Genomic DNA, 17,171 nt, shown 5'->3' on the forward strand with positions numbered 1-17,171 from the left:
ATAAATTGAAAAGCCATGTATCTAACCGTAGAAAATATTGACTAACCCCATCGAAATCCATGGCATATAGGTAATCATCATGAGACAAACCAGCACCACCAGCACAAACTGCACCAGCCAGGGCAGCATTTGATCAATCGATATTTTGGCGACGGCACAGGCTGCGAAGAGATTCACGCCCAGCGGTGGCGTAATCATACCCAGCGCCAGATTCACCACCATCACCAGGCCAAAGTGAACGGGATGGATGCCGAACTGCATTGCAATCGGGGTAAGAATCGGCGCCAGCACCAAAATGGCAGCGCCGGTTTCAATGAACATTCCGACAACGAGCAGCAGCGCATTGACCGCCAACAAAAATGCCCAGGGGCTATCGAACACGGCCGTTACCCAGGCGGCAACGTGAACCGGCAGCCCAGAGCGGCTGATAAGAAAACTGAACAGCGCCGCCGCGGCAATAATCAGCATCACAGCGGCCGTTGAGATAACGCTTTGGCGCAGCACCGGCATCAGCTCCGCAAGCTTAAGCTCCCGGTAGCAAGCGCCGACGACTAAGGCATAAAACACCGCCACGGCCGAGGCTTCCGTCGGGGTGAAAACACCGCCATAGATACCGCCAATCACCACGATGGGCATGAGCATCGCTGCCCACGCCCGCTGGAAAGCCGTCACGAAATTAGTACGGCCTTTACTATCCTCAAGGCCAAAACCACGCAGCTTGCAGAAGACATACAGAAAGAGCAGCAGCGCACTGCCGATAAGAATCCCTGGACCAATACCGGCGATGAACAGCTGGCCAATGGAGGTATCGGTGCTCACCCCGAACAAAATCAGCGGAATAGAAGGAGGAATCAGCACCCCAAGCTCCGCAGAGGATGCCTGAATAGAGGCAGCGAGCGGCTTCGGATAGCCATGCTTAACCATCGCCGGAATAAGGATCGCACCGATAGCAAAGGTCGTTGCCACGCTTGAACCTGACACCGCAGCAAACATCATGCAGGTCAGTACGCACGTCATCGCCAAACCGCCTTGAACGCCGCCGACGATAGATTTGGCCAAGTCGACAAGGCGACTAGAGATGCCGCCAGCCGCCATCAGGTTGCCGGCTAGAATGAAGAAAGGAATCGCCATTAACGGGAAGTTATCAAGCCCCACAAACAGCTGCTGAGGAACCATGACCAGCGGCAGCCGTGAGAAAAACTCGATACCGATGATCGATGCCAGCAAGATAGAAATCGCGATCGGCACGCCAGTGGCGAATAAAATCAGCAGAGAAAGGCCAATGGCTAAGTTCATGAGTGTGGCTCTCTCTGGGTCGACCCTACATTTTGTTTGATAGCGTCTTTGTTGGTCGCATCTTGCTCAATAGCTTCGTCATGCATAGGCCCCAGCGCTTCAAGACCACAGCTTTGCGCAAGCAGCCTCGCCATCACGGCCAGCATCGCAAACGCGCTGCCCACGGGAATCGCCGCGTATGCCCACGCCATTGAAACCTCAAGCGCCGACAGCGTCTGGCGGCTGACTCGCTGGGTCATTTGAATGCCGTAATAAACCAAGACCGCCAGCACCAGCAAACAGCACAGCCCAATCATCCACTCCAGCGCCAGCAGGGTGCGCTTGGGTACTAACTTATAGATCACCTCTACCGCCATCATAAAGCCACCACGGAACGTAGCCGCCGCCGCCATAAAGACACACCAGATCATCGATGCCCGTGATAGCGTTTCCGACCACGTAGAAGGCGCATTAAAGATAAATCGAGTGAGCACCTGATAGAAACTCAGCGACACCGATATGATCAACATCACAATAGCGATCGCTAGTGCCAGACGAGTCAAGACATGTTCGACACGCAGAAGCCAAGAAACCATGAGTCACCTCACCCCGTCAGGTTGTGGGAAGGTGGCGCCCAGCGGGCGCCACGGGATGGGCTCAGCAGCTGCTGTTACGAATGCGCTCTAGCATGTCATCGCCGTACTGCTCAACAAAGCGAGAGTAGACATCCTCGACGGCCTCTTGGAAAGGCGCTGGATCAATCTTGTCCGTCACTGTCATGCCTTGTTCTTGTAGAAACGCGACGCCTTCTTCTTCTAACCGTGACACCTCAGCACGCGTAGCGACGGTGGCGGCTTGAGCGGCCTCATCGAACCACTCTCGTTCTTCATCACTCAGCCCATCAAGTAGCACCGGGGAGCCCAGCAGAATAGCAGGCGAGTAAACATGACCCGTTAGAGACAGCTGGTCCTGCACTTCGTAAAGATTCGCGGCAACAATGACCGCAATCGGGTTTTCTTGGCCATCGACCGTGCCCTGTTGCAGCGCGGTGAACAGTTCAGGCATGGCCATCGGCGTAGGGCTTGCGCCTAATCCTTCAAAAGCCTGCTGGTGAATACGGTTCTCCATGGTGCGAATCTTCAGGCCACTTACGTCCTCAGGCGCAGCGATGGCACGCTGGCTATTGGTGATATGACGGAAACCGTTTTCCGACCAGGACAGGCCAACCAAATCGTGCTCGCCCATTTTATCCAGCAGCTCCTGACCGATCTCGCCATCAAGCACACACCGCGCCTGCTCGTAGCTAGTGAACAAAAATGGCAGGTCAAGCACATAGGTTTCCGGAACAAAGTTACCCAGCGGCCCGGTAGAGGTGATCACGACATCGACGGTACCGATCTGCAGCCCCTCGATCATGGCGCGCTCTCCGCCAAGTGAGCCGCTAGGATGATCCGACACGGTAAATTCGCCGTCAGAAAGGCGTTCTAATGTTTCTTTAAAGGCGCGCGAGCCCTCGCCGTAGTGGGAGTTGCTGGAGATGGCGTAGCCCACGCTGATTTCCGTGGCTGCCTGGGCTTGAAACGCAAGCCCCGTCAGGGCGATAGCGGTGCCGATGGCCGTTACGAGCGTGCGTTGAGTGAAACGAGTGGTCATGGTGATGCTCCTTCGTTGTATTTATTAGTAAGGATGACGGGAGTCTTGGCTCCCCTTATTGCTCGCCCATCAACTAGGCGTCGTGACATCTAGGAATAGCGACATCAGTGATACTCGGCCACATAGGCATCAACAATCTGCCGGAAGTCACGATCTCCGACAAAGCCAAGCTGAGTAGCCTTCGCCGTTTCAAAGCGGGCGGGCCAGCTAGCCACTAAGGGCTCAATGCGAGGATCCTGCTCATGATGCACAAGCGCTACCGCCTCTGGCCCGGCGACCTCCTGCAAAGCATCCAGCATCTCAGCGACATGGGTGGTGATGCCGGGCAGGATGAACGCGCGGAATTTACCGAGCGCCTCTTGAGCAATATCGGCCCCTTGTACCAGCGCATCAATCACCTTGTCCGGCGACATCACGAACAGCGCCTGGTTTATCGAGACAGGGCAAACGGCCTTCTCACCGTTCAAAGGCTCACGCAGAATACTTGAGGCAAAGCTTGAGGCCGCTGCATTCGGCCGCCCAGGGCGAATCACAATCGTTGGCAGGCGCAGCACAAGGCCATCGATAAACCCACGACGGCTGTAGTCGTTAATTAACAGCTCACACATCGCCTTTTGCGTGCCGTAAGACGTTTGCGGCTGCAAAGCGGTCATATCATCAAGTACTTCGGGCAAATCACCGCCATAAGCAGCCACGGAGCTTGCCATGATCAAGCGAGTGTTACTCAGATCACGAGCACGGCAACCTTCTAGGAGCGCTCGCGTGGCATCAAAATTGACCAGCATCCCCAGGTCAAAATCTGCCTCGGCGGCGGAGCTCACCACCGCGGCCAAGTGATAAATAACGTCAGGGCGTTGATCCAGCACGCTATCCAGCGCACCGAGCTTAGTAATGTCGATTGCCAGCGATGTCACCGAGACATTGCTTTGTGATGGCTGCGGCGCCTCAACTTGGTCAATCAGCGTTAGCCGGGTGATAGGCTGCTGACGAAGCTCGCCTCGCGCCAGTAATTGCTGAACTAAGCGCTGGCCGAGAAAGCCGGCCGCCCCGGTAATAGCGATATGCATTGTGTCGATCCTATGTGGCAATTGTTATTGTGTCTTCAGCTGAAGTTAGCTCAGCGATCCGTTAAACCCCACGGCTTACCCCAGCCTAAGCCTGAGCGGGTGTCTGCCTGCGGACGATACTCGCAGCCGACCCAGCCGCTATAGCCCAAGGTGCCCATACGCTCAAAAAGGGCGGGGTAATGCACTTCCCCAACGTCAGGCTCGTGACGCGTTGGCACACCCGCAATCTGAATATGGCCGATGGCGCTAAACTGGCGCTCAAGATGACGTAGCAAATCACCGTCCATAATCTGGCAGTGATAAAGGTCAAACTGAAGCTTCACATTATCTGCCCCGACCTCTTCGAGTACCGCTATGGCCTGGGCTTGGCGAGACAGAAAAAAGCCGGGCATATCGCGAGTATTGATGGGCTCGATCAGGATATCTCGGCCGACTTTCGCCGCCTCGCGCGCCGCATAGCGCAAATTGCTGATATAGATCGCGTGATGCTCAGCCGCGGTATCGGCATCGGCGCCCTGCGGTAGCAGCCCTGCCATGGCATGTATCCGCGGGCAGTTGAGCGTTTCAGCGTAGCGTAGGCCCTCAATTACCGAGTCACGAAATTCACCTTCGCGCCCCGGCAGGCTCGCCAAGCCTCTTTCACCCGCATCCCAATCGCCTGGAGGCAGGTTGAACAGCACTTGTTCCAACTGCGTTTCTGCCAACGCATGGCGTAATTCTTCCGCAGCAAACGCATACGGAAACAGGTACTCCACGCCCTTAAAACCAGCCTCTACGGCGGCTGAAAAGCGGTCTAAAAAGGTATGCTCGTTAAATAGCATGCTGAGGTTGGCGGCTAGTCGAATCATCGCGGGGCTCTTTTGAATAGCGGTGCTGTTTTTATGGGCTGCATTGCTCTCAGCCTCCGCAGGCATCGTTAGCCGCTTCAGGTAACGTGATGCCCGATAAACGCTGATACACTTTTATCACCGCCGAGTCGTCTTCACGTCCAAAACCTGCGCCGCTGGCAGCGGTAAACAGCTGCAGCGCGCTAGCCGCGATCGGCGTGGTTAGCGCCAATTCCCGCCCGGTTTGATGCACGATATTGAGATCTTTAACGAAAATATCCACCGCTGAAAGCGGCGTATAGTCACCGCTTAGAATATGCGGCACGCGATTTTCAAACATCCAAGAGTTGCCTGCCGAATGGCTAATGACGTCAAAAATCACCTCTGGGTCGAGCCCCATCCGAATACCTAGCGCCATCGCTTCAGCAGCGGTGGCAATATGCACCCCGGCCAGCAGTTGATTCACAAGCTTCATACTAGAACCAACGCCCGGCGCATCGCCTAGGCGATAGACTTTGGCTGCCATGGCATCAAGCACAGGCTGAGCGTAGCTGAACGCCTCGGGCGAACCGGACGCCATCACTGATAAGTCACCGCTTTTCGCTTTAGCCGCCCCGCCGCTAATCGGGGCATCAAGCATCATTAAGCCTTCCGCCGCTAAGCGCTTGCCAAGCTGCTTTGCTTGGCTAGGCGCCACCGTCGCGCACTGCATAACGAGGCTGTCCGGTGCCAAATGGCCGGCGACTCCCTGCTCACCAAACAACACTTGCTCAACCTGGCCGCCGTTAACAACTACCACCAGCACAATATGGCAGTCGGCAAGCTCTGCAGGCGTTGCAACGCTTTTGCCACCCTCTGCCGTGAAGGCTTCGCGGGCTGCCTGCGAAATATCACAGCCTGTCACATTAAGCCCACGCTGAAGCAAGGCGGTAGCGGTTCCCATCCCCATAACGCCTAGGCCTATGACTCCAACCCGAAGGGCTTGTTGGCTACGTTCACTCACCTGGCGGTACCTCGCTGCGGTTGTATTGGCTGTCGCTGTACTGGCTATAGCAGTGCTGCGAATGATAGCGCTACCATCCTTTCTAGATTATTCTTTGCGTATCGACAAGCTGAACATGAGGGATGCGCGACCAATGTCTAAAGAGCCTACCAGCGGCACTAAACAGCGCCGCCGCTCCGATCAGGTCACGCTTAGCCAAGTGGCTGAGGCCGCAGGCGTATCACCGATTACCGCCTCGCGAGCGCTGAATCATCCCGATAAAGTGAGCGACCGCGCTCGGCTCAGCGTTCATGACGCGGTGGAGCGTTTAGGCTATGTCCCTAATCTAATCGCAGGCAGCTTAGCTTCTTCCCGCTCACGGCTAATTGCGGTCATTGTGCCTTCGCTGGTTAATACTGTTTTTGTTGAGGTTATTCAGGGGCTTCAAGAAACGCTAGAGACACAGGGCTACCAAATCCTGCTCGGCAATACCGATTACGACCTGGATCGTGAATATCAGCTGGTGCGCACCTTTTTGGGCTGGTCATGCTCGGCACTGGTCACTGCAGGCCTGCGCCATAACCAGGCATGTCATACGCTGCTCGCCAACTGGGACTATCCCATTATGGAGGTGATGGAGCTGGGCAAAGCGATGGATCTGAACGTTGGGCTCGACCATGTGGCCGCAGGGCGCTGCATGGCTCATCACCTTATTAAAAAAGGCTATCGCCATATTGTTTATGTCGGTGCTCGTCTGTCTCAGGATTATCGCGCAGGCATGCGCTTTGAAGGCCATAAAGCGGTGCTGCAAGCGAACGGGCTTGCAGCACCGCTGGTAGAGCTAAACACGCTGGGTAGCCTGCAGGCTGGCGCGGAAGGCCTAGCCCAGGTGCTGGCACACTACCCGCAAACTCAAGCCATCCACTTCGCTAACGACGACTTGGCCGCAGGCGCTTTGCTTGCCGCCCAGCGCCAAGGCCTAAGGGTGCCAGAAGATATCGCCATTGCCGGATTCAATGGTTTGCCGCTAGGCCAACACGTAACGCCACAGCTCACCACTATTCTCTCACCCAGAGAAGAGATGGGGCGTTTAGCCGCCAGCGTCTTAGTACAGCGGCTCAGCGGCAAAGCCGTTGAACACCGCCAGCATGATGTTGGCTTTACCCTCCAAGCGGGTGGCAGTACTTAAGCCGACACTCTCTACACTTGGCACGGATCACTAAAGCGGCACCAACACTTTTAACGCTGTGCGGCGAAGGTGCTGCGTCAAACCGGATAGCAGGCGCCCGCCATTACGCCAGGAGTGCCAGTACAGCGGCACGTCGATGGATCGTCCTGGAATCAGCTCCACTAGCTTGCCTTGCGCCAACTCATTACGCACTTGCAGCTCCGGCACCATTCCCCAGCCAAGCCCACTTTCGAGCAAGCGTACAAAGCCCTCAGAAGAGGGACACAGGTGATAGGCAAAGCTGCCCGTTACGCCAAACGTTGCTAAATAGCGATGCTGCAGTAAGTCATCTGCACCAAAGACGATAGCGGGCGCCTGGGGTAAAACCTGCGCCCGAACGCCACCTGCGAAATACCGCGCGATGAAGGCTGGGCTTGCCACGGCAAGATAGGGCATAACGCCCAGCACTTCGCTATTCGCTCCCGCCACCGGGCGCTCGGCGGCGCATACGCAGCCCGCGACCTCACCAGCGCGCATGCGCTTTAATCCCACTTCCTGATCTTCGACTATCAGCTCCAGCAGTACGTTTTGATGGGCGCAAAAACCGCCAACCGCCGCCGCCCACCACGTCGCCAAACTGTCAGCATTGATCGCTAGACGTAGACGCTCCGGCATGGCGTCATCGAGCATTGGCACTTGGTCTTGAAGGTCGCGTTCAAGCAAGCGCACCTGCTGCACATGATTGAGCAATCGACGGCCAACATCGGTCGGCGCGGGCGGCGTCGCTCGAATCAGCACAGGCTGGCCAATGCGTGCTTCAAGCAGCTTAATACGCTGAGAGATAGCCGACTGCGACAGCCCCAGCGCTTGTGATCCCCGCTCAAAACCACCCTGCTCGACGACTGCCGCTAACGCCGCCAGTAATTTGTAATCAAGCAATTCATTTTCCTAATGGTATATCAGCAATATTCGTTTTCCTTATACACGCAGCGGCAGCACACTTACCAACAATTTCATCAACATTAAGTAGGGCGCTATGTGGCAGGGTGTGTGGCAAAGTTATATCAACGGCCTGCTGGTCGCTATCGGTCTAATTATGGCGATTGGTGCTCAGAATGCGTTTGTGCTCTCACAAGGCCTGCGCCGTGAATATCATCTAGCCGTAGCGTTGGTATGCATGGTTTGCGACGCGGTGCTGGTAGCCGCGGGCGTATTCGGATTGGCAGGCATATTGATGCAAAGCCCGCTACTGCTCGGCATTGCGCGATGGGGAGGCATTGCTTTTCTGCTTTGGTACGCAAGCCAAGCACTGTGTCGCGCTTGGCGCCCCGTTACGCTTGAGGCAAACGGCACGCAGGCGCGTTCTTTCCACGCGGTGATGCTGGCGACACTGGCCGTGACCCTGCTCAATCCGCATGTTTATCTCGATACGGTCGTACTGATTGGCTCGCTAGGTGCCCAGCAGCCAGTGCCGAGCGCCTACGCGCTGGGCGCAGCTAGCGGCTCGGCGCTATGGTTTAGCGCGCTAGCCCTGGGAGCTTCCTGGCTAGCGCCCTGGCTATCACGGCCACTAACTTGGCGACTGATCGATATTGGCGTGGCCATTATGATGGCGACCATTGCCTTTCAGCTGCTTGTGGGTGGGCTTTAAGGCCATAGACAGGAGGATGCTTAGTGGACCAATCAGCGCCCATTGAAGATCGGTGCCTTTGAGGCGTTGGATGCCCGGCAGAAAAAGCGTCGAACCTGGGAGTGGTTCGACGCTTTTAACATGACATCAAGATATGGTGGCTAGCTGCCTACACCCCCACCGGGCCACCGTCGCGCTTCTGAATGACCACGGTCGCGGCTCTAGGGCGCACCTGACCGCTGGCGACCATGGTGGCATCTTGAGTCAGCGCGTTAGCATCAGCGGGCCAGTTGCCTGGGTGCTGAATATTGATGAACAGCGCAGTCTTATCCGGTGTGGCAAAGATGCCGGTGACTTCGCCGCCGTTAGGCCCTACCGCGAAACGTTTTAGCTGCTGCTGATTGCTACTATTAATCACCGGGCCGGTGCCTTGAATATCGTCCAGCCCTTTGGGTACGACCGCAAGTAACTGGTCGTTGGTGTACTCCGTTAGCCCGTCATAACCGTTATCGGTTTGAATCCAAAGAATGCCCTGACCGTCACCACGCTCATCGAACCACAGCCCGTCGGGGCTTGCGAACTGGTTCATCTCGCTCAGGCCAGAGTGGTTATCCATATCGCTTGCCGCGGCACCAAACACAAACACTTCCCAGGTGAAGGCATTCGGCAAACGGCTTTCGCGCCAGCGAATAATATGCCCCGCTTCGTTATTGGCGCGCGGATTAGATGCATTGGTGGGCGCTGTGTCATAACCCACCCCTAGCTGCTCAATGTCGTCACCTGTATTAGTAAACGTCGGTGCGGTTTCTGCGGCGGTACGCTGCGTGTTATTGGTCAGCGTGAGGTACACCTCGCCTGATGTGGGGTCGACAGCCGCCCATTCTGGCCGGTCCATTGGTGTGGCGCCCATAAAATCCGCCGCATCGCAGGTATTAATAATAATTCCTGCGTAGTCATCGTCTGCCAAGCCCAGCGCCACGGCTAGCGTGCGGCCATCTTGCGTTGTCGCATCAGGCGTCAGTGCTAGCCACTCACCGCTGCCGTCGGCATGGAAACGGGCCACATACAGCGTGCCGTTATCCATATATTTACTACCGATAGCCAGGCGGTCGTACTCTTCGCCGGGGCGATTAGCATCGGCGGGATCCCACGCAGCATCGGAGACGTACTTATACACATACTCATTGCGGGAATCATGGCCGGAGTAGTACACCACCGGCTGACCGGCTTCCAGCTTGCCCAGCCAGCAGCCTTCGTGGCGGAAACGGCCCAGTGCCGTGCGCTTAACGGCGAGCGCATCGCTATACGGGTCGACTTCCACCTGATAGCCAAACGAGCGCGCCTCGTTGCGATAATCGTCAGCCGCGTTTTCGCTCCGGGGCGTGATATCAAAACGGCCAAACTCGTCGTTTTGTTCGCTGGCATCACCTGCGGATGTATCCCAACCGTAGCGGCTTTTATCGGTAGGAATACCGATGCGCGCATCGTCCTGGAAACGTTCACCACGATTCACGAAAATATCCGGCCAGTTCTCTTCGCAGGCAATATAGGTGCCCCAGGGAGTGACGCCATTGCCACAGTTATTGTTGGTGCCACGGGTCTGTATCCCCGACGGTGAAAACTGCGTTTTGACGTAGTCACTACCCGCCACAGGGCCTGCGATATCCATCACGGTGGCACTCGTCAGGCGACGGTTATAGGCCGACCCCGGCACATGCGCCCAGTGGCCGTTAGCGTCTTTCTCAACTTCAACCAGGGTCACACCGTGCGCATTGATCTCAGTGCGTGACTCATCGGCGGGTCGCTTACCGCTTTCAGCATTCGTCGGGCCACCCTGAGGTGCCCACAGCGCCTCTTGATCGATATATTCATTATTGAGCGCCAGTACAAACCGGCGCGATGCGTTATCGGCATCCAGCGCAAACCCGGCCATGCCGTCATGGTGCATGCCTACGCTCGCTGCCTGGCGATCAGGCGTCATCGGCTGGTCAGCCTGCCATGTAGCGCCAGCGCTGAGCGGCGTACCCCAAGGCACCAGCACCTGGGCTACATAGCCTTCTGGCACTATGATGGCATCAGTGAGCGACCCGCGAACCGCTTCAAACGCCAGCGTAAGCGGTGTTTTTTGCGTGCCGTTTGAGGCAAGTGCCTGAGCGGCGCCACCAAAACTCAGCATTGAGACCGCCGCCATACTCAAGCCGCCCCGCATCACATCGCGCCGAGATACATGCTTTGCCAATATCGCTGCAAATGGTTCATTGCGGCTTTGGTTAAACAACCGATGATCTTCGATCTCTTTACTCATTTTGGGTCTCCCTCTTATCGTTTATCAGCCAACGACTAAATTTCAGAAGACTCTAACGGAGCTAAATGACAGCGCGATGACGGTCTGCATGTTTGTCTGTAGGTAAATTAAGGACACACTTTGGCACTGTTACTGCCCGTCGTCGCATGACAACACTCGCTTGCCCTCCAAAGGCTATTGAGTGATATTCTCGACTCTGTTAAATTAACGCTAATAGTTATCATTAACACAGGAGTCATTATCGCATGCAGTTTCCCGACGAGGGCGCTGAGCAACGTCATGTGCCTGTAGTGGCGCCGATAGTGGCGCGTGAAGTAGAGAGTAAAGAGCTGCTGGGCAGCGCGGGCCAGCTGATCATTCATCATGAGCAAAGACGCTATATCCTGCGTCGGACCAAAAGTGGCAAGTTAATCCTTAACGCGTAAGCACGGCCTAATCTTAAAAACTGATACAGCAACAACCAGCCAAATTGCAGCCTGACTGCACTCAGCCAGCGATGTATTCCACCTCTTCTTGTTGGAACTATCCGGCTCATGAAATACACATGTGCGTTCAGCGGCCTTTGCCTCACTCTTTTCCCTTTACTCGCCGCTTTTGCAGGCGATGCCGAACTTAATCCGGTAACGGTGACGGGCACTCGCGCGCCGACGGACCTCTCTCGGGCGCCGCTGATTATCGACATCATTAACCGCAATGATGCGGTGCTAGCAACGGCTAGCCGAGTGGAAGACATCCTTAGCCGCCAGCCGGGCCTGCATGTCGCTGGCCAGGGACGTCGCAACGGTCAAACCTTGAGCATGCGTGGTTTTGGACGTTCAGGCGTGCTGGTACGTTTAGACGGCGTGCGGCAGGGCTGGATGCCTCGCGCCTCAAGCGTCGCGTCGTCGTCGCCGACACGTTAGCACGCACGCTAGGCGCACCGGCTGAGATTCCGGTAGGTCTTCTTACTAGCCTCCTGGGTGGGCCTTACTTTCTTTACTTATTGATGCGCCGGAGCCCGTCATGCTGACCCTGCATAAAGCAGGATTATCGACGACGCCCGCCTTAGCCCCCATCGACGGCACCATTCGCCCTGGTGAGCTACTCGCTATTGTCGGCCCCAACGGTGCGGGTAAAAGCACGCTACTCAGCCTGTTGTCAGGCTATCGCCCTTGCGAAGAGGGCGAAGTCCGCCTGGATGGTCGTTTACTACAGGAATGGGAGGTGGGCGCCCTCGCCAGCCGCCGTGCGCTGGTCGTACAGCAAGAGCCGCTAGGCTTTGATTGGCGGGTGGAGGAGTTAGTGTGCTTAGGCTGTAACCCAGAAAAAGCGCTCATTGCCGAACTGCTCGATGACTTAGACCTCATCCATCTTGCTAAGCGCAGTGCACTCACTCTTTCCGGCGGCGAACGCCAGCGGGTCATGGTCGCGCGAGGCGCCTGCCAGGTTCTCTCCAGACGCTCTGCGACCGCCAAGGATGGGGGGCTTCTGCTACTGGACGAACCGACAAGCGCACTGGACATTGGCCAACAGCAGCGACTCATGCGCCAGCTGCGTGTCTGGGCTGAACAGCATCAGATGGCAGTCGTCTGTGTGCTACACGACCTGAATCTGGCCAGCACCTACGCTGATCGGGTGTGGTTGCTCAATAAAGGCCAGCGCATTAGCCACGGTTTACCAAACCAAGTGCTCAGTCTCGACACTATCGCTGACATTTATGCAGCTGAACTCCAGCTCATTCGCGCCAGCCCCGCAGCGTCGCCTTTTCTTGCCCTTAGACCTTGATGCTTTTATTTATGCGATGAGCAAACAGCGTGTACGCCCTTGCTTCGCAGGCTCTAGACTCATACTTGGCTAAGCAGTCATGATGGGCTTGCTCTACTTATTGGCCGAGTTCACGGTCACGACGCATGAAAAAAATAGAAGCCTGCGCTATAAAGACGCAGGCTTCGTTCATAATAGCGATAAGTAACGATTCACTTACCGGTCATTAGCATGAAAAAATAGAAACAGAGTAGGGACACACGAGTCGGTACACATCGTGATCCAGACATGTCCCCGGGGAGAATCTATGGCGCTAGTACGTATATTGTGGGTAGCGATCGCAGCGCTGAGTTTTAGCATCGGTGTACTGGGCATTTTTTTGCCCTTACTTCCCACCACCGTCTTCATGCTGATCGCCGTTTACTGCGCCTCTAAAGGCTCGCCGCGCTTTGAGGCCTGGATTCGATCAAGGCACTATGTTGGCCCACTGCTGATTACCTGGGAGCAAGAGCGCGCTATTCCACGGCCCGCAAAGCTGACAGCCGTTGGCATGATTGCATTGAGCGGGCTGATCACCGGCTGGACGCTCGGCCCTGGCTGGCGGAGCTTCTCCATTATCGCGCTGCTGGTAATTGTGGCGGTGTGGCTGGCAACCCGCCCAGAACCATCCTCTTCGAAGTAAGCTGGCCTGTTTATCGTCAACGGTATGATCCTGCTATTTTCTACGCCATTTATCATTCTGTTCACTAAACTATTGAACGTGCCCTACTCGGCACAACGATCAACATGTGCTGTATTGTGAGTGCATAATCAGTGCGCGCATAAAAGCCGCCACGCCCTGAATCCTGACGACGGAAGCGACGTATGACAATCGTATTAGGCGCCATTGCAGACGACTTCACCGGGGCTACCGACCTCGCCAATAATCTAGTGCGTGGAGGGATGCGCTGCCTGCAGGTGATCGGCGTACCGCAGCAAGCGCTCGACCTTGCCAACGTCGATGCCGTGGTGGTGGCGCTGAAGTCGCGCTCCTGCCCGCCAGACGAGGCCATCGCCGATTCACTGGCGGCCCTCGCCTGGCTGCGCGACCAGGGCGCCAAGCAGCTGTTCTTTAAGTACTGTTCAACGTTCGACTCCACCGATCAGGGCAATATCGGCCCGGTGGCCGATGCGTTGCTAGATGCCTTAGGGGCATCACAGACCGTCATGGTGCCGGCGTTTCCGATTAACGGCCGTACGGTCTATCAAGGCCACCTGTTTGTAGGCGATCGCTTGCTCAACGATAGCGGGATGCAGCATCACCCGTTAACGCCGATGCAAGATGCTGATTTAGTGCGCGTCCTCTCTCGACAGACGGCACATCCGGTAGGTTTAACCAACCGCGCCGTGCTGGCCAAAGGCGCTGACGCGACGCGTGATCATTTGTCCGCACTCGCGGAGCAAGGCGTTCGTCATGTGATCTGCGACTCGTTAGACGAGCAGGATCTCAGCGTGCTGGCAGAAGCCACCGTATCGCTACCGTTAGTCACCGGCGGCTCTGGACTAGGGCAAGCATTACCGGCTCAGTACCGTGCTCAAGGCTGGCTAGATACGATTACCGAACCAGGGCGTTTACAGCCGGCCTCAGGCAGTTCATTGGTTCTCTCGGGCAGCTGTTCACGCGCAACCCTGGCCCAAGTGGCGAACTTCCTCGAACGCCATCCTGAGAGCGGCTTTGCGCTTGATCCACTCTCGTTGGACGAGGGGGACAAACAGTGGGAGCAGGCGCTGGCCTTCGCGTTTGAGCGCTTGGAGCAACATGCCCCAGCGCTGATTTACGCCTCGGCAGACCCTGATAAGGTCAACGCCGCTCAGCAAGCCTTGGGCATCGAGCGTGCCGGAAAGCTGGTAGAGGATGCGCTGAGTCAGCTCGCCGTCACGCTGGTCAACGAAGGCGTTGGTCGATTGCTGGTTGCGGGCGGCGAAACCTCGGGCGCGGTGGTCTCTGCACTGGGTATCACGACGCTGCGCATAGGCGAGCAGATCGACCCTGGCGTGCCCTGGACCCAGGCGCCTTGGCCCGGCCGCGAGGCGCCGCTCTCGCTGGCGCTTAAGTCAGGTAACTTTGGCGGGGTGGACTTTTTCACCCGGGCGTTTGAGGTGCTGGCATGAGCACACACGATCAGAACGCTCAGCGAGAGCAGATTAGCACGCTGGGTAAATCACTGTTTGATCGTGGCCTGACCATGGGCTCCAGCGGCAATATTAGCGTACGGCTAGCCGATGGCGGCTGGCTAATGACGCCCACTAATGCCTGTTTGGGGCGATTGGACCCGGCGCGAATTTCCCACCTGGATCAACACGGCCAGCTGCTCAGCGGCGACAAGCCCACTAAAGAGCAGTTTCTGCACATGGCAATGTACGCAGAGCGCCCGCAGTCCGGCGCCATTGTGCATCTGCACTCCACCCACTCGGTGGCGGTCTCGTGCCTGCCGGAAGTGAATCCGTGTGACTGCATTCCACCGTTCACCGCCTACTACGTTATGCGCGTGGGCAAACTACCGCTGGTGCCCTATCACATCCCGGGCGACCCCAAGCTGGGCGATGCCGTGCGCGGCTTAGCGGGTAAGCACAGCGCAGTGCTGCTCGCCAATCACGGCCCGGTAGTGGCCGGCAAGAATCTGGAAGCGGCAGTCTACGCCACGGAAGAACTAGAAGAGACCGCCAAGCTTTACCTGCTTCTGAGGGGCGAAAACCCGCGGGGGTTAACGCCAGAGCAAGTCGCTGAGCTGGAAGCACGCTTTCCTAGAGATTAAATCGGCACCTTATGGGTCGACAGCACCTCAAATAGCCCCATAACCGAGTGGATCTGGCGTCATCCATCTAGCGCCACGCCAACCCTACCCGGCATGACTAACATAGAGCATAACAGTGAATGACCTGATGCCTCGTCTGATCGTACGTTTTGATAGCGCCGATTAGCTGAGGCTTTCTAAATGACGGTTATTAAAAAGCCCCCTCCGATCCTCTAGCTTATATTAAGCAACGCTTATGGTGGCATATCGCTCACCGACTCCCGTCACGCCGTATGCATAGCTTTCAACCAAGCCTGTCTATAAGATTAAAATAGCTGCCACAAAGGATGAGGCTTATGCGTGATGATGAAAAATACACCAATACAGAAGAGCAACTGCTGTATCTTCAAAAGCGGTTAGACGAGGAAGATACAAAGGCGTTAAAAGCGCTATTTACTGAGCTCGACACCTTAGAGATTGCGCGAACACTCGAGTCTTTTCCTGCTAAAACCCGCGACTTGCTTTGGGAATACGTTCCTGAAGAATTCATTGGTGAAGTGCTGGCAGAAGTCGATGAAGAGATTCGTGCCGACTATATCGAAGACCTTTCCGCCAGCGATGTAGAGCAGATTGTTAAAGGGCTGGATGCACAGGAAGTCGCAGAGGTATTAGACGTTGCTGACGAGGCCATCAAAACCAGCGTTTACGCCAGCTTAGACCAAGAAATTCGCGCCCAGGTTGAGAATCTTCACGCCTATGAAGATGACGTGGTGGGTCGTTACATGGACCCCGAAACGGTCAATGTAAAACAAGGCGTCTCGCTAGAAGCCGTGCAGCGCTACATTCGCATCTACCACCTGCTCGATGATGAATCGCAGCAAATTATGATCACCGATAAGGATAAGCGCCTGCTTGGCACCCTGACCTTAATCGATTTAATCAAACAACCACAAGACGCCGTGGTTGATGATTATATGGATGATTTTTTTACACTCAATGACCAAATGAAAGTCGGTGATGCGGCAGCGTTATTACGCTCAAAAGAACTCCACTTCGTGCCTGTCTGCGATAGCGATGGCTTATTGGTCGGTCAGTTAAATGCCACCGACGTACTCGAAATCACGCAAGATGATGCTGACATGACGTTAAAGCATTTGTCTGGCATCAGTGACGAAGAGGAAGTCTTTACGCCCGTTTTACGCAGTGCAAAAAGTCGTGGGATTTGGCTGGGCATTAATCTATTAACGGCTTTTTTAGCCGCGTTTGTTATCGGGCAATTCGAAGCGGCATTAGATCAAATTGTGGCGCTGGCCATTTTAATGCCGGTAGTGGCGAGCATGGGCGGCATTGCGGGCAGTCAAACTCTAACCGTGGTTATACGCGGCTTGGCGCTTGGCCAGCTCGCGGGCAACAACGTCCGCTGGCTTTATAACAAAGAGATGTGGGTGGGTATGAGTAACGGCCTGGTTTGGGCGTTAGTGGTCGGCTTAATTTCCCATATCTGGTTTGGCGACGCCATGATTACACTAGTGATCACCCTAGCTATCTTTATCAATATGAGTCTCGCCAACTTATCGGGCGTCTTCATTCCTATAGTGTTGAAAAAACTACAGATTGATCCTGCGTTATCTGGAGCGGTTATTTTGACTACCATTACCGATGTAGTGGGCTTTTTATCCTTCTTAGGGCTCGCGACGCTGATTATCCTGTGACGCATACCCTGGGCATGCGTTGAGATGTTTGCTAC

General features: G+C 55.8%; 17 protein-coding genes and 1 pseudogene. 10 read left to right on the forward strand and 8 right to left on the reverse strand.

Annotation, left to right across the window (positions count from 1 at the left end; genetic code table 11):
• Positions 1 to 21: 21 nt before the first annotated feature.
• The 6 genes from KUO20_RS14815 to ltnD form a co-directional block, all read right to left on the reverse strand.
• Entirely contained in the window at positions 22 to 1,296 is a 1,275-nt protein-coding gene (locus KUO20_RS14815) for a TRAP transporter large permease (RefSeq protein ID WP_235040601.1), read from the reverse strand.
• Positions 1,293 to 1,871 (reverse strand): TRAP transporter small permease, encoded by a 579-nt coding sequence (locus KUO20_RS14820; RefSeq protein WP_235040602.1) that lies wholly within the window; start codon positions 1,869 to 1,871, stop codon positions 1,293 to 1,295. Before KUO20_RS14820 ends, KUO20_RS14815 begins: the two co-directional genes overlap by 4 nt.
• Positions 1,872 to 1,932: 61 nt before the next feature.
• Positions 1,933 to 2,928 (reverse strand): TRAP transporter substrate-binding protein, encoded by a 996-nt coding sequence (locus KUO20_RS14825; protein WP_235040603.1) that lies wholly within the window; start codon positions 2,926 to 2,928, stop codon positions 1,933 to 1,935.
• A gap of 104 nt (positions 2,929 to 3,032) precedes the next feature.
• Entirely contained in the window at positions 3,033 to 3,995 is a 963-nt protein-coding gene (gene denD / locus KUO20_RS14830; RefSeq protein WP_235040604.1) for a D-erythronate dehydrogenase, read from the reverse strand.
• Positions 3,996 to 4,045: 50 nt separating this feature from the next.
• Entirely contained in the window at positions 4,046 to 4,843 is a 798-nt protein-coding gene (gene otnI / locus KUO20_RS14835) for a 2-oxo-tetronate isomerase (RefSeq protein WP_235040605.1), read from the reverse strand.
• Between the two features lie 49 nt (positions 4,844 to 4,892).
• Positions 4,893 to 5,765, reverse strand: coding sequence for an L-threonate dehydrogenase (ltnD, locus tag KUO20_RS14840; RefSeq protein ID WP_235040606.1), 873 nt, complete (start codon positions 5,763 to 5,765; stop codon positions 4,893 to 4,895).
• A 193-nt stretch (positions 5,766 to 5,958) separates the two neighbouring features.
• Here ltnD and KUO20_RS14845 point away from each other — a divergent pair, with 193 nt between their 5' ends.
• A complete protein-coding gene (locus KUO20_RS14845) occupies positions 5,959 to 6,993 on the forward strand; it encodes a LacI family DNA-binding transcriptional regulator (protein WP_235040607.1) in 1,035 nt (344 codons plus the stop codon).
• Positions 6,994 to 7,023: 30 nt separating this feature from the next.
• On the opposite strand, the gene KUO20_RS14850 is transcribed toward KUO20_RS14845, so the two are convergent.
• Positions 7,024 to 7,911 carry a LysR family transcriptional regulator ArgP gene (locus KUO20_RS14850; protein WP_235040608.1) on the reverse strand — a complete coding sequence of 296 codons (888 nt, stop codon included), beginning with the start codon at positions 7,909 to 7,911 and terminating at the stop codon, positions 7,024 to 7,026.
• 97 nt (positions 7,912 to 8,008) lie between these two features.
• On the opposite strand from KUO20_RS14850, the gene KUO20_RS14855 reads away from it, so the two are divergent.
• The gene (locus KUO20_RS14855; protein WP_235040609.1) at positions 8,009 to 8,623 is read left to right on the forward strand and encodes a LysE/ArgO family amino acid transporter; all 615 of its coding nucleotides are present in this window, start codon (positions 8,009 to 8,011) and stop codon (positions 8,621 to 8,623) included.
• A 148-nt stretch (positions 8,624 to 8,771) separates the two neighbouring features.
• Here KUO20_RS14855 and KUO20_RS14860 read toward each other — a convergent pair whose 3' ends face one another.
• Positions 8,772 to 10,907 carry a PhoX family protein gene (locus tag KUO20_RS14860; protein WP_235040610.1) on the reverse strand — a complete coding sequence of 712 codons (2,136 nt, stop codon included), beginning with the start codon at positions 10,905 to 10,907 and terminating at the stop codon, positions 8,772 to 8,774.
• A 245-nt stretch (positions 10,908 to 11,152) separates the two neighbouring features.
• Between KUO20_RS14860 and hemP the strand changes: the two genes are divergently transcribed.
• The 8 genes and pseudogenes from hemP (at position 11,153) to mgtE (ending at position 17,136) form a co-directional block, all read left to right on the forward strand.
• Positions 11,153 to 11,332, forward strand: a complete 180-nt coding sequence (gene hemP / locus KUO20_RS14865) for a hemin uptake protein HemP (RefSeq protein WP_235040611.1) — start codon at positions 11,153 to 11,155, stop codon at positions 11,330 to 11,332.
• A 108-nt stretch (positions 11,333 to 11,440) separates the two neighbouring features.
• Complete coding sequence (locus KUO20_RS14870; RefSeq protein WP_235040612.1) at positions 11,441 to 11,809, forward strand: TonB-dependent receptor plug domain-containing protein; 369 nt, start codon at positions 11,441 to 11,443, stop codon at positions 11,807 to 11,809.
• Positions 11,788 to 11,916 (forward strand): annotated as a pseudogene (locus KUO20_RS14875) (iron chelate uptake ABC transporter family permease subunit); the annotation flags it as partial. The gene KUO20_RS14870 and the pseudogene KUO20_RS14875, both read left to right, overlap by 22 nt.
• Positions 11,910 to 12,671, forward strand: coding sequence for an ATP-binding cassette domain-containing protein (locus tag KUO20_RS14880; protein ID WP_235040613.1), 762 nt, complete (start codon positions 11,910 to 11,912; stop codon positions 12,669 to 12,671). The pseudogene KUO20_RS14875 and the gene KUO20_RS14880, both read left to right, overlap by 7 nt.
• Positions 12,672 to 12,957: 286 nt before the next feature.
• Positions 12,958 to 13,332, forward strand: a complete 375-nt coding sequence (locus KUO20_RS14885; RefSeq protein WP_235040614.1) for a YbaN family protein — start codon at positions 12,958 to 12,960, stop codon at positions 13,330 to 13,332.
• A 182-nt stretch (positions 13,333 to 13,514) separates the two neighbouring features.
• Positions 13,515 to 14,801: a 3-oxo-tetronate kinase gene (gene otnK, locus KUO20_RS14890; protein ID WP_235040615.1), complete on the forward strand. Its 1,287-nt coding sequence runs from the start codon at positions 13,515 to 13,517 to the stop codon at positions 14,799 to 14,801.
• Positions 14,798 to 15,445: a 3-oxo-tetronate 4-phosphate decarboxylase gene (gene otnC, locus KUO20_RS14895; RefSeq protein ID WP_235040616.1), complete on the forward strand. Its 648-nt coding sequence runs from the start codon at positions 14,798 to 14,800 to the stop codon at positions 15,443 to 15,445. Before otnK ends, otnC begins: the two co-directional genes overlap by 4 nt.
• A 335-nt stretch (positions 15,446 to 15,780) precedes the next feature.
• A complete protein-coding gene (gene mgtE / locus KUO20_RS14900) occupies positions 15,781 to 17,136 on the forward strand; it encodes a magnesium transporter (protein ID WP_235040617.1) in 1,356 nt (451 codons plus the stop codon).
• Positions 17,137 to 17,171 lie beyond the last annotated feature (35 nt).

The sequence above is a fragment of the Vreelandella profundi genome, assembly GCF_019722725.1.
Taxonomy (GTDB): Bacteria; Pseudomonadota; Gammaproteobacteria; order Pseudomonadales; family Halomonadaceae; genus Vreelandella; species Vreelandella profundi.

What these genes read in the sequence shown, in the direction of transcription:
- KUO20_RS14815 (WP_235040601.1), bottom strand. Translation starts at nt 1,296, where the DNA reads ATGAACTTAGCCATTGGCCTTTCTCTGCTGATTTTATTCGCCACTGGC.
- KUO20_RS14820 (WP_235040602.1), bottom strand. Translation starts at nt 1,871, where the DNA reads ATGGTTTCTTGGCTTCTGCGTGTCGAACATGTCTTGACTCGTCTGGCA.
- KUO20_RS14825 (WP_235040603.1), bottom strand. Translation starts at nt 2,928, where the DNA reads ATGACCACTCGTTTCACTCAACGCACGCTCGTAACGGCCATCGGCACC.
- denD (WP_235040604.1), bottom strand. Translation starts at nt 3,995, where the DNA reads ATGCATATCGCTATTACCGGGGCGGCCGGCTTTCTCGGCCAGCGCTTA.
- otnI (WP_235040605.1), bottom strand. Translation starts at nt 4,843, where the DNA reads ATGATTCGACTAGCCGCCAACCTCAGCATGCTATTTAACGAGCATACC.
- ltnD (WP_235040606.1), bottom strand. Translation starts at nt 5,765, where the DNA reads ATGGGAACCGCTACCGCCTTGCTTCAGCGTGGGCTTAATGTGACAGGC.
- KUO20_RS14845 (WP_235040607.1), top strand. Translation starts at nt 5,959, where the DNA reads ATGTCTAAAGAGCCTACCAGCGGCACTAAACAGCGCCGCCGCTCCGAT.
- KUO20_RS14855 (WP_235040609.1), top strand. Translation starts at nt 8,009, where the DNA reads ATGTGGCAGGGTGTGTGGCAAAGTTATATCAACGGCCTGCTGGTCGCT.
- KUO20_RS14860 (WP_235040610.1), bottom strand. Translation starts at nt 10,907, where the DNA reads ATGAGTAAAGAGATCGAAGATCATCGGTTGTTTAACCAAAGCCGCAAT.
- hemP (WP_235040611.1), top strand. Translation starts at nt 11,153, where the DNA reads ATGCAGTTTCCCGACGAGGGCGCTGAGCAACGTCATGTGCCTGTAGTG.
- KUO20_RS14870 (WP_235040612.1), top strand. Translation starts at nt 11,441, where the DNA reads ATGAAATACACATGTGCGTTCAGCGGCCTTTGCCTCACTCTTTTCCCT.
- KUO20_RS14880 (WP_235040613.1), top strand. Translation starts at nt 11,910, where the DNA reads ATGCTGACCCTGCATAAAGCAGGATTATCGACGACGCCCGCCTTAGCC.
- KUO20_RS14885 (WP_235040614.1), top strand. Translation starts at nt 12,958, where the DNA reads ATGGCGCTAGTACGTATATTGTGGGTAGCGATCGCAGCGCTGAGTTTT.
- otnK (WP_235040615.1), top strand. Translation starts at nt 13,515, where the DNA reads ATGACAATCGTATTAGGCGCCATTGCAGACGACTTCACCGGGGCTACC.
- otnC (WP_235040616.1), top strand. Translation starts at nt 14,798, where the DNA reads ATGAGCACACACGATCAGAACGCTCAGCGAGAGCAGATTAGCACGCTG.
- mgtE (WP_235040617.1), top strand. Translation starts at nt 15,781, where the DNA reads ATGCGTGATGATGAAAAATACACCAATACAGAAGAGCAACTGCTGTAT.